This window comes from Thalassospira marina (assembly GCF_002844375.1).
Lineage (GTDB): Bacteria > Pseudomonadota > Alphaproteobacteria > Rhodospirillales > Thalassospiraceae > Thalassospira > Thalassospira marina.
Window position 1 is genome coordinate 1,556,287 of record NZ_CP024199.1, and the last position, 13,710, is coordinate 1,569,996.

12 protein-coding genes are annotated in these 13,710 nt (G+C 52.8%); 4 read left to right on the forward strand and 8 right to left on the reverse strand.

Annotated elements, in window-relative coordinates; genetic code table 11:
• Nucleotides 1-12 precede the first annotated feature (12 nt).
• Nucleotides 13-888, reverse strand: a complete 876-nt coding sequence (locus tag CSC3H3_RS07015) for an AEC family transporter (RefSeq protein ID WP_101267948.1) — start codon at nucleotides 886-888, stop codon at nucleotides 13-15.
• 231 nt (nucleotides 889-1,119) lie between these two features.
• Between CSC3H3_RS07015 and CSC3H3_RS07020 the strand changes: the two genes are divergently transcribed.
• Nucleotides 1,120-1,758: a D-glycero-alpha-D-manno-heptose-1,7-bisphosphate 7-phosphatase gene (locus CSC3H3_RS07020; RefSeq protein ID WP_101267946.1), complete on the forward strand. Its 639-nt coding sequence runs from the start codon at nucleotides 1,120-1,122 to the stop codon at nucleotides 1,756-1,758.
• Between the two features lie 46 nt (nucleotides 1,759-1,804).
• On the opposite strand, the gene CSC3H3_RS07025 is transcribed toward CSC3H3_RS07020, so the two are convergent.
• Nucleotides 1,805-3,874 carry an O-linked N-acetylglucosamine transferase family protein gene (locus tag CSC3H3_RS07025; protein ID WP_101284393.1) on the reverse strand — a complete coding sequence of 690 codons (2,070 nt, stop codon included), beginning with the start codon at nucleotides 3,872-3,874 and terminating at the stop codon, nucleotides 1,805-1,807.
• A 619-nt stretch (nucleotides 3,875-4,493) separates the two neighbouring features.
• On the opposite strand from CSC3H3_RS07025, the gene ilvD reads away from it, so the two are divergent.
• Nucleotides 4,494-6,347, forward strand: a complete 1,854-nt coding sequence (ilvD, locus tag CSC3H3_RS07030; protein WP_101284394.1) for a dihydroxy-acid dehydratase — start codon at nucleotides 4,494-4,496, stop codon at nucleotides 6,345-6,347.
• A gap of 203 nt (nucleotides 6,348-6,550) precedes the next feature.
• Here the strand turns inward: ilvD and ald are convergent, their stop codons facing one another.
• Nucleotides 6,551-7,666 carry an alanine dehydrogenase gene (gene ald / locus CSC3H3_RS07035; RefSeq protein ID WP_101284395.1) on the reverse strand — a complete coding sequence of 372 codons (1,116 nt, stop codon included), beginning with the start codon at nucleotides 7,664-7,666 and terminating at the stop codon, nucleotides 6,551-6,553.
• A gap of 169 nt (nucleotides 7,667-7,835) precedes the next feature.
• On the opposite strand from ald, the gene CSC3H3_RS07040 reads away from it, so the two are divergent.
• Complete coding sequence (locus CSC3H3_RS07040; RefSeq protein WP_101267939.1) at nucleotides 7,836-8,294, forward strand: Lrp/AsnC family transcriptional regulator; 459 nt, start codon at nucleotides 7,836-7,838, stop codon at nucleotides 8,292-8,294.
• A 313-nt stretch (nucleotides 8,295-8,607) separates the two neighbouring features.
• Nucleotides 8,608-9,318 (forward strand): TetR/AcrR family transcriptional regulator, encoded by a 711-nt coding sequence (locus tag CSC3H3_RS07045; protein ID WP_101267937.1) that lies wholly within the window; start codon nucleotides 8,608-8,610, stop codon nucleotides 9,316-9,318.
• A 43-nt stretch (nucleotides 9,319-9,361) separates the two neighbouring features.
• On the opposite strand, the gene CSC3H3_RS07050 is transcribed toward CSC3H3_RS07045, so the two are convergent.
• From CSC3H3_RS07050 to CSC3H3_RS07070, 5 genes are all read right to left on the reverse strand, one after another.
• The gene (locus CSC3H3_RS07050) at nucleotides 9,362-9,805 is read right to left on the reverse strand and encodes a hypothetical protein (protein ID WP_133125833.1); all 444 of its coding nucleotides are present in this window, start codon (nucleotides 9,803-9,805) and stop codon (nucleotides 9,362-9,364) included.
• A gap of 325 nt (nucleotides 9,806-10,130) precedes the next feature.
• Nucleotides 10,131-10,526: a hypothetical protein gene (locus CSC3H3_RS24395; RefSeq protein WP_157831857.1), complete on the reverse strand. Its 396-nt coding sequence runs from the start codon at nucleotides 10,524-10,526 to the stop codon at nucleotides 10,131-10,133.
• Nucleotides 10,527-10,637: 111 nt separating this feature from the next.
• Nucleotides 10,638-11,474, reverse strand: coding sequence for an ABC transporter permease subunit (locus CSC3H3_RS07060; RefSeq protein WP_101267931.1), 837 nt, complete (start codon nucleotides 11,472-11,474; stop codon nucleotides 10,638-10,640).
• Nucleotides 11,471-12,400: an ABC transporter permease subunit gene (locus CSC3H3_RS07065; RefSeq protein WP_101267929.1), complete on the reverse strand. Its 930-nt coding sequence runs from the start codon at nucleotides 12,398-12,400 to the stop codon at nucleotides 11,471-11,473. The genes CSC3H3_RS07060 and CSC3H3_RS07065 overlap by 4 nt, the downstream gene beginning before the upstream one ends.
• Nucleotides 12,397-13,560 (reverse strand): ABC transporter ATP-binding protein, encoded by a 1,164-nt coding sequence (locus CSC3H3_RS07070; protein WP_101267927.1) that lies wholly within the window; start codon nucleotides 13,558-13,560, stop codon nucleotides 12,397-12,399. The genes CSC3H3_RS07065 and CSC3H3_RS07070 overlap by 4 nt, the downstream gene beginning before the upstream one ends.
• Between the last annotated feature and the right edge of the window lie 150 nt (nucleotides 13,561-13,710).

Consider the following 13,710-nt stretch of genomic DNA (forward strand, 5'->3'; position numbering starts at 1 on the left):
AAGATTTACCGATTACAGCACGTACCACAAAAGGGCGGGCAGGCTGATTGCGGCCAGGAATGTGGATGAAATAACTACACCGGCGACTTCTTCGGGTTCGTTATCGTAAAGCTGGGCAAACAGATAGCAGAATACCGCTACCGGCATTGAACATTGCAAAATCACAACGCCGCGCGCGATACCCTCTAAACCCATAATTTCCGATAGGGCAATGCCCACACCAACGCCCATGATCAGCCGCACAAATGACAGGCCGATGCTGCGCACCAGGCTGACCGGCTTTAGCCGCGCTAGCGAAACCCCCAATGTAAACAGCATTAACGGGATGGTGAGCTGACCGATCAGGTTGGTGGTATTGTAAAGCCATGCCGGAACCGGCGTTTCGGTTGCCAGAAAGAAAATAGCGAGAACGGTTGCCGGGATGATGGGCATTTTGATCAGCGAGCGTATGGAAAATGTCCCGGCGACAAAGGCAACACCAAAGGTAAATTGCAAAACGATCATGGCGGCGAAAAACGCAACGGCCAGGGCCAGGCCATCATCCCCATAGGCCAGCAAACACAGCGGCAAGCCGACATTGCCAATATTGGGCCAGCTAAGCGATTGCAGATAGGTGCGCGGCGACAGGCGCAATGCCTTTAGAACAACCCAGCCAATGACGACAAATGAAATGGTCGATACCACTGCTGCGGTGCCCATGGATATCAGGGCGCTGCCGCCAATTTTAACGGTGGCAAGGGCGGCAAAGGTCAGGCAGGGGGTGCCAAAAAACGTGACCAGCGAGGTCACAAGCGATGTGTCAAAATGTTTGCCGGCCCGCGACCAGAAGTAGCCCAGCCCGGTTGTGATAAAAACCGGTGCCAGCACGGCAAAAATATTGGCAAACATCCATGATCCCCCTGACAAAAGCGCCAGCATAGGTACTTGCCATGTTCACCAGCCTGCCGACAAGTTAATAATGGTAATACCAGTTATAACAACAGCGGGTATCAGGTTTAAAATCCTTTGCCTCTTAACTCCTTTGTCTGGTTTTAGGCAGCGATCACAGGCTCGATATGCTATGATCCCGGTGTTGCAAAGATTGCTTTAAATTGCGGATATCAAATAGTTAACAGGCCCATGACAGATTATTCCTTTGTGCGTCGTCACCTGATCGATCCTGCGCCAAAATGGCGCGACCAGCGCAACCCTTTGCCTGCGGTATTCCTTGACCGGGATGGTGTGATCAATCAGGAAGTGCATTATCTGTCAAAGCCCGAAGATATGGCGCTGATCCCCGGTGTTGGGGCGGCGATTGCACGCATTAATGCCGCCAGCGTCCCGGTTGTTGTGGTGACCAACCAGTCTGGTGTGGCGCGCGGTTTTCTGGGTGAGGATGGCCTGCTGGTGTTGCACCAGCGTATGACGGACCTTCTGGCAGCGGAAGGTGCCAGTGTGCAGGGCATTTATTATTCGCCGTTTCATCCTGATGGGCAGGGCGAATACCGCAAGGAAAGCATTTGTCGCAAACCTGGCCCGGGCATGATTTTGGCCGCGTGCGAGGATTTTGCCATTGATCGTGGCGAGAGTGTTCTGATCGGTGACAAGCTTGCCGATATTGGGGCTGGCCGTGCTGCGGGGATGAAGGCCGTTTTGGTGAAAACCGGCCATGGTGCAAAAGAAAGCCAGTTGCCGGGCGCACAAACCGCTGATTTTATCGCCAATGACCTGGCCGATGCCATTGATCGCCTGTTTGAAATGGGGGTTATCGCCCGATAAGGCCAAATCTGGCTTTGCTTAAGGGATGGGGTTGCGCGCAACAGCCCTATTGCGCGCACCAGCGCCGCCAGATTTCGCGATAGGCCTGTTCAAAATCTCCGGCAATCAGGCGATGATCCATCATGCTGGCTTTTAAGACGCGGTCACGAAGGGTGCGGCGGATCATGGAAAGCGCATCAAGATCGCGGCCCAGCAAAACGGCCTTTTCAACATAGCCATTATGGGTTTCGGCAGCCAGCGCATCCAGGCCAACATCGGCGAGAATACCCAAACCGCACCGCGCAGCTGGCATTGTACCGGCCAGCGTGACGAACGGGACGCCGTGCCACAGCATGTCACAGCCTGCCATGATGTTATTGGCCGGAAAGGCATCCAGTCCGACATCGATTTGATCAAAAATTGCGGTGTTGCGGATTTTATCCGGGTCGATCCCCTGGCAGGTGATGCGATCGGCATGCAGGCCCGCCTGGCGGGCGCGGTCGAGAAAATTCTGGCGGATAAATTCATCATGCAGCCCGTCGGCCTGAATGATCATTTTGCTGTTGGCGGCCTTGTTCATGATACGCGCCCAGCAATTTAACACCGCATCGCTTATGCGGGGCAGGGTACCGGTAAAGCCGAATGTCAGATAACCGTTTAAAAGGGCTGGCAACGGCCCCGTCGCCGGGCTGTTTTCGGGCGGGGTATAGGCAAAACCGGCATGGGGCAGGCGATGGAGCATTTCGCTGCAAATGCGGTTTTCCGGCGCGCCGGGGGCCACCATATCGGCATGGCCAAAAATATAGTCAATATGTGCGATCCCGGTTGAGGCATGGTGGAATGTCGCCTGCACCGGGGCGGCACGATGGGCGAAAACCTCTATCGGGTGATCACGGGTGAAGCCCGAAAGATCAACCAGTATGTCGATCCGGTCTTTGCGAATGCGTGCGGCGATGCGCTCGGCATCCTGACCGGCAATGTCACGCCAGCTATCGGCAACGATTTGCCATTGGCGGGTAATATCATCGTGCCGGGTGACGGCCGAATAGATGAACAATTCAATTTCATTGCGGTTATGGTGGCGTGCCATGCCCATAAGACGCGCATGCAACGGATGATCGCGAAAATCGGGCGATATCCAGCCGATGCGCAGGCGGCGGTCGGGCATTTTGTTATTGGCATAGCGCGGTGGCTCAACCAATGGTGGCAGGTGCGAGCGCGCCCATTGCCGGGCCTGTTTTAAATATTCCGGGCCATCAAATTGCGGCAGGTACAGCAATGCTGACAGAAGCCTTGCATGAAAGTCTGACCGGGCTGGGTTTTTCTCGACCAGTGCGGCAAGCCGTGCAACGCCATTTACGGTATCCCCGCTGCGGATCAGGATATCGGCAAACAGGGCTTCGATATCGGGCAGGTCGGGGGCGTGGCTATGTGCGGTTTCAAGGACGTCATGTGCATGCTGATAACGCCCCGCTGCAATCAGCGACATTGCCAGGTTGATCAGCGAGGGGACATGATCGGCATGGATGCTCAGCGCGCGCGAAAACAGGTTCTGTGCGGCATCAATATGGCCAAGGCGCAACAGAACCGCGCCAACGCGGTTGATTTTATCGGCATCAAGTTTGGCGGCCTCGGCAGCATTTTCAAAGGCCATCAGGGCGGCTTCATACTGGCCAAGTGCGTTCAGGGCTTCGCCAAATAGCAGAAAGGCATCAAAATTGCCGTTATGAAGATTGAGCATGCGACCCAGAAGGTCGATGGTTTGCCCATAATTGCCGCGCGCCTTTTCAAGGCGGGCAAGATGAAAAAGGGCGGTGGGAAAATCGCCATGATAGCTGAGCGCCAGGCGAAATTCGTCAATCGCGCGGTCAATATTGCCGCTGGCTTCAAGGGCAATGGCATAATTGCAGCGTGCGGCGGGGTTGGCCCCCATGCGGGCAATGCAGCTTTCAAACAGTTCCAGGGCTTCGCGATGTTGCCCCTGCTTGGTTAAAAGGGTTGCAAGCAGGTGTTCTGCCTCGGAATGGTTCGGGGCAATATCCAGAACATGGCGATATAGTTTTTCCGCTTCCTGCGGGCGGTTTCCTTCGTGGGCAGCCAGTCCGCGCCGCAGTAAAGTTGAAAGCTCGGCTGTCATGCAATGCCTTGTATCTGTGGTCTTTGATCATAATGACGCACCTTGCCTGCCATTGCCATCTTCTTGATGGCACAAGCCTGATAAAGCAGGGTGTGATCAATATGTTGGCGGCAATCTATGCAGGGCGTTGCCCTTATGCAACATTGCGCCCAGCCGGTTTCAGACCAGATTAAAGTAATGAATGAAGAAAAAGTCAGGGCGGAAAGGGGCGCAGGGCTGCTGCTGGGCTGATCCGAACGCAGCGAAGCCCGACAATATTGCCCCAAAAGATAAAAAAAACCCCAGCCACACAAGGGGCCGGGGTGAGAATGGGAGTGGGAGAATCGCCTGGCGGCGATAATCGAATATTAAAATATTCTTTACCTCGCGGTGCGTCTCCTATTCATTCGATTGATCGAATGGGTCTTTGGGATAGGGTTTTAATGTGAACATGACCCCTAAGATCAGTACACTTTTCGTGTTGTCATCCCCATGCAGCAGGCATTCGAGCCTGTTGTGGGTATAAAAATACGCGCATGGCAGGCTTGTCGTAATTTTCGGGCAAAAAACTGTAAATGCACGCCAAGTATGTGCTAGAACGCGAGTTCAAAAATATTACGTATAAAGAGAGGTTCGACCCATGCCGGAATATCGGTCCCGTACAACCACCCATGGTCGCAATATGGCCGGTGCGCGCGGCCTTTGGCGCGCCACTGGCATGAAGGATGAGGACTTTGACAAGCCGATCATCGCGGTGGTCAACAGTTTCACGCAGTTTGTACCCGGTCACGTCCATTTAAAGGACCTTGGCCAGATGGTTGCGCGTGAAATTGAAGCCGCAGGCGGTGTTGCAAAAGAATTCAACACCATTGCGGTTGATGACGGTATTGCGATGGGCCATGACGGCATGCTTTACAGCCTGCCTTCACGCGAAATTATCGCGGATTCGGTTGAATATATGGTCAATGCCCATTGCGCCGATGCCATGGTTTGCATTTCCAACTGCGACAAAATCACCCCGGGTATGCTGATGGCTGCAATGCGCCTTAACATTCCGTGTGTGTTTGTTTCCGGTGGCCCGATGGAAGCTGGCAAGGTGACCATTGAAGGCAAGGAACGCCACCTTGACCTGGTTGACGCCATGGTCGAAGCCGCAGACCCGAAAATCTCGGATGAGCAGGTTGCCGTTGTTGAACGTTCGGCCTGTCCGACCTGTGGGTCGTGTTCGGGCATGTTTACTGCCAACTCGATGAACTGCCTTGCCGAAGCCCTTGGTTTGGCATTGCCGGGCAATGGTTCGGTGCTGGCAACGCATGCGGCACGTCAGGAACTGTTCCTGGAAGCTGCGCGCACATCGGTTCGTCTGGCACGTCGTTACTACGAAGAAGATGATATCACCGCCACCCCGCGCGGTATTGCCACCTTCAAGGCGTTTGAAAACGCCATGGCCCTTGATATCGCCATGGGTGGTTCGACCAATACGGTTCTGCATCTTCTGGCAATTGCCCGTGAAGCCGAGCTGGACTTCACCATGTCCGACATGGACCGCCTGTCACGCCAGATCCCGCATCTGTCCAAAGTCGCCCCGTCGCATCCGATTTATCACATGGAAGACGTCCATCGTGCGGGCGGTATCATGCGTATTCTGGGTGAACTCGATCGTGGTGGATTGCTGCATACCGATGTTGCCACGGTTCATACAAAAACCATGGCTGATGCCCTTGAAAAATGGGACATCAAGCGGACCACGGATGAGAAGGTGCACAAATTCTACCGTGCGATGCCCGGTGGTGTACCGACCCAGACGGCGTTTAGCCAGGAACGGTACTGGGATGATCTTGATCTTGATGAAAAAGAAGGCTGCATTCGCGATGTCGAACATGCCTATAGTCAGGACGGTGGTCTTGCGGTTCTGTTTGGCAATATGGCGATCAATGGCTGTATCGTTAAAACAGCCGGTGTTGATGCTTCAATCCTGAAATTCACAGGTCCGGCGGTGATTTGCGAAAGCCAGGACGAAGCCGTTGCCAAGGTTCTGGGCGGTGAAGTCAAGGAAGGCGACGTTGTGGTCATTCGTTATGAAGGACCCAAAGGTGGCCCGGGCATGCAGGAAATGCTGTATCCGACCAGCTATCTGAAATCCATGGGCCTGGGCAAGGCCTGTGCGTTGATCACGGATGGCCGTTTTTCGGGCGGTACTTCGGGCCTGTCGATTGGTCACGTATCGCCTGAAGCTGCTGCTGGTGGTGATATTGCGCTGGTTGAGCCGGGCGACATCATCGAGATCGATATTCCCAATCGCACCATTCAGATTGCAATTGACGATGCCGAAATGGCCGCCCGTCGTGAAGCAATGGAAGCCAAAGGTGCGGCTGCCTGGAAGCCTGCCAAACCGCGCAAGCGCAAGGTGACAACGGCCCTTCGTGCCTATGCGGCACTGGCAACCAGTGCCGATAAGGGTGCCGTTCGTGACGTGACGCAGGTTGAATTCTGATCAGGCCAAACGATACACCTGATCTGATCCTGGATATTTAAAATTAAAACCACCCGCAGCCATCATGTTGCGGGTGGTTTTGTTTTGGGATGACTGCCTGTCTGGTACGAGGACAAAAAAGAACCCCCGCCACAAAATTGCGGCGGGGGTCTTTTTTGTGCGAGGCGGGAGATATGGGCGTTAATCACCCGGTCTGCAACTGATCAGGCAATTGCCTTTTCGACCGGCAGGTGGTCATAGCCCAATTCGCGGGCAACGGCTTCATAGGTGATGCGGCCATTATGCACGTTCAGGCCGGCAGCAAGATGTGCATCGTCCTGGCAGGCCTTTTTCCAGCCCTTGTCGGCCAGTGCCAGCATGAAGGGCAGGGTGGCATTATTCAGCGCGAAGGTCGATGTACGGGCAACGGCGCCGGGCATATTGGCAACGCAATAATGCACCACATCATCGACAATATAAATCGGGTCGGCATGGGTGGTTGCCTTGGATGTTTCAAAGCAGCCGCCCTGGTCAATGGCGACGTCAACAATCACCGAACCCGGCTTCATTTTTGCAAGCTGTTCACGGCGGATCAGTTTCGGTGCGGCGGCACCGGGGATCAGCACGGCACCAACAACCATGTCAGCGTCGTAAACCAGGCTTTCGGTATCGTCGATGGTGGCATATTGCGTTTTGATGCGCGGGCCAAAAACATCGTCAAGGTAGGTCAGGCGTTTGATGTTTTTATCAAGGATGGTGACATCTGCGCCCATGCCAGCCGCAATACGCGCGGCATTGGTGCCAACAACGCCACCCCCGATGACAACGACCTTGGCAGGCGATACGCCCGGCACACCGCCCAGCAGCATCCCACGGCCGCCATTGGCCTTTTGAAGGGCGGCTGCACCCACCTGGGGGGCCATGCGCCCGGCGACTTCGGACATCGGTGCAAGCAGCGGCAGGCCGCCATTACGGTCTGTCACGGTTTCATAGGCAATCGCCGTTACGCCGGATTTGATCAGGCCTTCGGTCTGGGCGGGGTCCGGTGCCAGATGCAGATAGGTAAACAGAAGCTGGCCTTCGCGCAGTTGTTCATATTCAACTTTCTGCGGTTCTTTGACCTTCACCACCATTTCGGCAGTGGCAAAAATTTCGGCGGCACTATCAACGATGGATGCGCCAGCAGCCTGATAGTCGGCATCGCTGCAGCCAATACCGTTACCGGCATTGGTCTCAATGATCACCTTGTGACCATGGGCAACGGCTTCGCGAACGGAAGACGGCGTCATACCGACGCGATATTCGTGGTTTTTGATCTCTCTTGGTACACCGATCAGCATGGTGTGACCTCCCGGATTTGGGGTGGCGGTTGGGCTTTTTGCCCGGCTTTTAGTTATCTTTGAATGATACCCTAAAATTGTGGCAATTTCTCTTCAATCCGGGCCGCCAAAAATGGTATTGTTGGCATAATATTTTAAGAAACCGCCTATTTTTCAGGGAAACATTCGAATGGATATAGATGCTCGCGACCGGATGATACTTCGTTTGCTGCAGCAGGACGGGCGTATCAGCAACGCGGATCTGGCGGAAAAGGTCAATCTGTCGGCATCGGCCTGTCTGCGCCGTGTTCGTCTGCTCGAAGAGGCCGGTTTTATTGACCGCTATGCGATGCTGCTAAATCCCAAACGGATCGGCAAACCCGGTAATGCCTTTGTCAATATTTCCATTGCCCGGCAAACGCGCCAGGCGCTGGAGGATTTCGAACGCGAAATTCAGTCCGTGCCCGAAGTGGTTGAATGCTACCTTTTGGCCGGACAAAGCGATTATCTGGTCCATGTGGTCTATAGCAACACGTCGGACTATGAACGCATCCATAGCGAAGTTCTGACCCAGCTTCCCGGTGTTGAACGTGTACAAACCGTGATCACCCTGCGCGAGGTCAAACGTACCACAGAATTGCCGGTGTGAAAAATCAAAGCCCGGCGACAGGGGGTAGTACGTGCCGGTTGCCGGGTTTTCATCGGCCCGAGTCTCTTTCGGAAAAGGGTGATGAAATGACCTTTGGTCATTTTCGAGTGAAAAAATGAGCGGCAAAATCATGATGCTAATTCGAATGGTTCTTGGGAAACAGCCAAGGTTTTGACATTGCTGACCGCATGGCTGCATTGCGTATCATGTGTTTGCGATATGATAAATGAGGTGCTAGCGGGAACGGTTGTTTGACTCTGTGCTTCAATGCAGGCAATAATCCGCCGGGGAGAAGACCGGGGAAGAACAACATATGGAAAACGAATGTCTCGTTCGCGCGCGCAGTCATGAACAAAAGCTGCGTCGTCGGAACGATATCATAGATGCCGCCGAGGCACTGTTTCTGGAAGGTGAAGGGCAGCTTCCGTCTGCTGCGGAAGTTGCAAAAAAGGCCAATCTGGCCAAAGGCACATTATACCTTTATTTTTCCAGCAAAGAGGCCTTGTTTCTTGAAGTGCTTCGTCGCTTTTTCAAGGGATGGAGTGAAAACAATCTGGAAGCCATCGAGCAGGAGGCGCTACGCCTGCCCGCTGATCGTGACCCGTTGCGCGTGGCGCGCCAGTTTGTTGACTATCTTGTCAAACGATCACGGTTTCTGCATCTGGCCTCGCTGTCACATGGCGTGCTGGAACAGGGAGCCGATGACGAAAGCGTGCTGATCCACAAACGTTACGTGGCGGCGATGGTCAAACGTACCGCCGATGCGCTTTCTGAAATCTATTCCATTACCGAACAGCAAGCCCGTAATCTGATGGCGAATTCCTTCGCCCTTATTTTGGGGCTGTGGCAGATGTCGCAGGTACCGGCAAGGGTAGTGGTGCTGATGCGCCAGAACGCCCTTGAGGACATGATTATCGACTTTGCCCAGTCGGCTGAAACCGCCGTTATCGAATTCTGGCGGGCTGAAATTACGGTTATGAAAAATGACGTTTCAAATGATATCCGTGTAAATACAGTGCTTTAGTGTATCAATTTTTATGGTGAGGGTAGCTCTTTCTTAAGAAGGGCTACCCTAATATTTTTTTGTCAATTTCACCGGAGATTTTTGAGATTTCTTTGTCTAATATCTCTTCGATGTAAAATTTTTGAGAGTTTTGAAGTTGTGTCCCGAATACTGCCAGGTATTCCGGAGTTTTTTTCATGAATTCTAGAATTTCCGTCAGTTTGGTTTCTGTTTTTTCGTCGTTAAATTTTTTTCTAGCTCTTTGAAGATACTTTTCTGTTTTTGATTTATGTCTCTGTAAATCTATTTCTCGTTCCGCTTCATCGAAGTATTCTTGATTTCTTTCGCGGTCACGTGATGTGTTCGCCTCATAACGGGCTTCATCCGCTTGTTCCCGGAGGCGTTCCTGATGTTCGAACAGATATCTTGAAAGCCGTGTAATCGAAAGATCCGTCAGGTTCAAAATTTTATCAATTTCGTCAATTTTTCTTTCCGGGCTGGATCTCATGTCCGCAAATGTCCGCATTGGCTTCTGTATTGTGTGTGTGCTTTAGAGCAAATTACCCGATACAACGAAGGATATTGACAATGAAAAAAATGAACCAGACGGATGCTTCTCGTATTCAGAGCGCGACGGCTCGTCGTGGCGGCGATGTATCTGGACATTCATTCAGTGCACGTGCTCAACGTGCGGCTGCAGCAGGGAAGGGGGCGGGGCCGCAAAATGGACCGAGTCAAACGGGCAATCCTTCCGGCGGAGGCCGGGGCAACAATCCTCCGAAAGGGAAATAGTAGCATGCCATTTTGGAAAGGGGCGATTTCGCCCCTTTCTATTAATAGCAGGCGCTAAGATTGTCGCGCATCACGGCTGCAAATTTACGGGGAGATTTTTTATATTCATCGTAAGCTACGTCTTCGACTGTTTTTTCCACCAAACAAGAGCAAACTTGAGTTTTAGCCCTTAAAAATCCTTCCAGAAATGTATTTTGACTGCCGTTGATGCAAGAAGACATAAGCTCATATTCTACGCCTACCGGATACCTGTCTTCTCCAGATCGGGATGAGATGTTGTGGATTGCGCCTGCTGCAACAATGGCAGCTATTATTTTAGGTGCTGTGGATTTTTTCTTGACTTTTTTTCGGTCGATTTCTTTTTGACATCTTGCGCATTCGGTTATGATGTTAAGTTCTGAAGGTTTTTTTTCGGGGCAGTAGCAAGTCGTTTTCATGTTTTTCGCAAATAAAAATTATCAACTTCTGTATTTTGATTTTTGTAAAAAAATAAGAAAATTTTCAATAAAAAAAGCCCCGTTTGGGGCTTTTTCTAATTTTGTCGATTTTTAAAGGTTAGGATCATCCTGAACCTGTCGCGCACGTTGCCGTTCGGACCGCATGACCAGGACGCTGGCAATCACGATCAGGATGGAAATGGCGACAATGATCAGTGTGGCAAGCGCATTGATTTCAGGTGAAACCCCCAGCCTGACCGATGAAAACACCTTCATGGGCAGGGTGGTGGAGCCGGGGCCCGCAACGAAACTTGAAATCACCAGATCATCAAGCGACAGCGTAAAGGACAGAAGCCAGCCAGCCATCAGGGCGGGCAGGATCATGGGCAGGGTGATCAGGAAGAAGATTTTGGTTGGTTTGGCACCAAGATCCATTGCTGCTTCTTCGATCGAATTATCCATCCCTGCCAGGCGCGACTGCACCACAACGGCGACATAGGCCGCACAGAAGGTGGTGTGCGCAATGACGATGGTGGTCATGCCACGGCCCGCTGGCCAGCCAACAAGCTGTTCCATCGTAACAAAAAGCAGCAGCAGCGACAGGCCGGTAATAACATCGGGCATCACCAGCGGGGCGGCGATCATGCCTGAAAACATGGTACGACCGCGAAAGCGCCCGAAACGCGACATGACAAGCCCGGCCGGTGTGCCAATGGTCAGCGCCAGGGTGGCCGACATGATACCAATACGCAGGCTGTTCCAGGCCGCATCGATCATGCCGTCATCCTGAAACAGGGCGACATACCATTTGGTTGAAAAACCGGCCCAGACGGTGACCAGTTTGCCCTCGTTAAAGGAATAAATGATCACCAGCATGATTGGCACATACAGGAAGGCAAAGCCAAAGCTGAGTGCCGAAATCAGAAAGATGGAGCGTTTCCCGTTCATTTCCCGGCCTCCTCGGTTTTACCCTGGATATGCTGGAAATACATGATCGGAACGACCAGGAAGATCAGCATTGCAATCGCCACAGCCGAGGCAATGGGCCAGTCACGGTTGGAGAAAAATTCGTTCCAGAGTGTTCGGCCAATCATCAGCGTGTTGGGGCCACCCAGAAGTTCGGGGATCACAAATTCGCCAACGGCTGGAATAAATACCAGCAGGGACCCCGCCAGAATACCAGGCATGGAAAGGGGTAGCGTAATTTTCAAAAACGCCTGCCAGGGTTTGCAGCCAAGGTCCAGTGCCGCTTCAAGCAGGCTGCCATCCATTTTTTCAAGCGTGGAATAAAGCGGCAGGATCATGAAGGGCAGGTAGGTGTAGACAATGCCGATATATACCGCGACCTCGGTTTGGCGAATGATCAGCGGTTCGGAAATGATGTGTAATGCCAGCAGGGCCGCATTGATCAGCCCTTCGCGGTCCAGAATGCCGATCCAGGCATAAACCCGGATCAGAAAGCTGGTCCAGAACGGCAAAATAACCAGCATCAGCAGCAGATTGCGCGTCGAGCCCTTGGCGCGCGCAATGCCGTAAGCCATCGGATAGCCGATCAGCAAGGTGATGACAGTGGAAATCGCCGCAATGCGAATGGAATTGAGATAGGCCGTGATATAAAGACTGTCAGAAAGAAGAAACAGGTAATTGCCGAAATTGATGGCAATATTGACGCCTTCATCCACCCACTGAAACAGCGCGCTATAGGGCGGCTGGGCATATTCGGCGGTGGCGAAGCTGATTTTAAGGACGATCAGAAACGGGACGAGGAAAAACAGCAGCAGCCACAGATAGGGCATGCCAATAACCAGAACCCGGCCGTGACGGATCATCCAGCGATCAAAACGTTGTTTCAGGGTTGGTTTTATTTCACTCATTGGTTCAGCACCGAGGCGGACCCCGTCTCCCAGGTCACCCACACCCGGTCTTCCCACGTATAGCGCGGTTCGTTGTGGCGATGCGTATTGGGTTCGCTGACACGAATGCGCATCCCGCTTTCAAGGCGGACGTGATAGGTCGAAAGCCCGCCAAGATAGCCAATTTCCTCGACCTTGCCGGCAAAGCAGTTCCGGGTGACGTCTTCGGGTTTTTCGGTGCACAGGCGCAGCCGTTCCGGGCGCAGTGCAACCCACAGCGTGGTGCCTTCATGGCCCTGAACCGCGTGGTCGATGTAAATTTCGCCGCCAATATCGTCGGACTGGATGATGGCGTATTTTTCATCGTCATCGACCAGGGTGCCTTCGATCAGGTTGACTTGGCCCAGGAAGTTGGCGGTAAAGCGGGAATTGGGATATTCATAAAGTTCGAACGGTGTGCCCGTTTGTTTGATCACGCCTTCATTCATCACGGCGATGCGTGATGCCATGGTCATGGCTTCTTCCTGGTCGTGGGTGACCATGACAAAGGTGGTGCCAACTTTTTCCTGGATATTGACCAGTTCAAATTGGGTTTGTTCGCGCAGTTTTTTGTCGAGTGCGCCCAGCGGTTCGTCAAGCAACAGCACCTTTGGCTGTTTGACAAGCGAGCGTGCCAGCGCAACACGCTGGCGTTGGCCACCGGAAAGCTGATGCGGTTTGCGGGTGGCAAATTTGCTCATTTGCACCATCGCTAGCATTTCGGCAACGCGGTCTTTGATTTCGGATTTTGAATAACCATCCTGATGCAGGCCAAAGGCGACGTTTTTCTCGACACTCATATGCGGGAAAAGGGCATAGGACTGGAACATCATGTTGGTCGGGCGTTCATAGGGCGGCACATTGGCCATATCGACACCGTCGATATAGATTTTGCCTTCGGTCGGGTCTTCAAACCCGGCCAGCATGCGCAACAGCGTTGTTTTGCCGCAACCCGACCCCCCCAGAAGGGCAAACAGTTCGTGGCGGTAAATGTCGAGCGATACATCGTCGACCGCGTAAAAATCGCCAAATTTTTTGGTTACTTTTTCAAACCGGATAAACGGTACAGCATCCGGATCATTCCACGGCTGGCTGGTTTGCACACATGCCTGTGCGTCTTTCTGATTGGCCCCCTGCGACACCAGAATTCTCCCGTCCGATGTTGTGAAACTGTTCGTGTTTTTCTGCTTAACAGGATGAAGCAATTCCGCAATCTGTAAAGAGCAGTGTGCGATATTTCGAACATTTAACAGCAATTAATGCCGGAAATGCTGGCGAAATGGGCGCTGCTG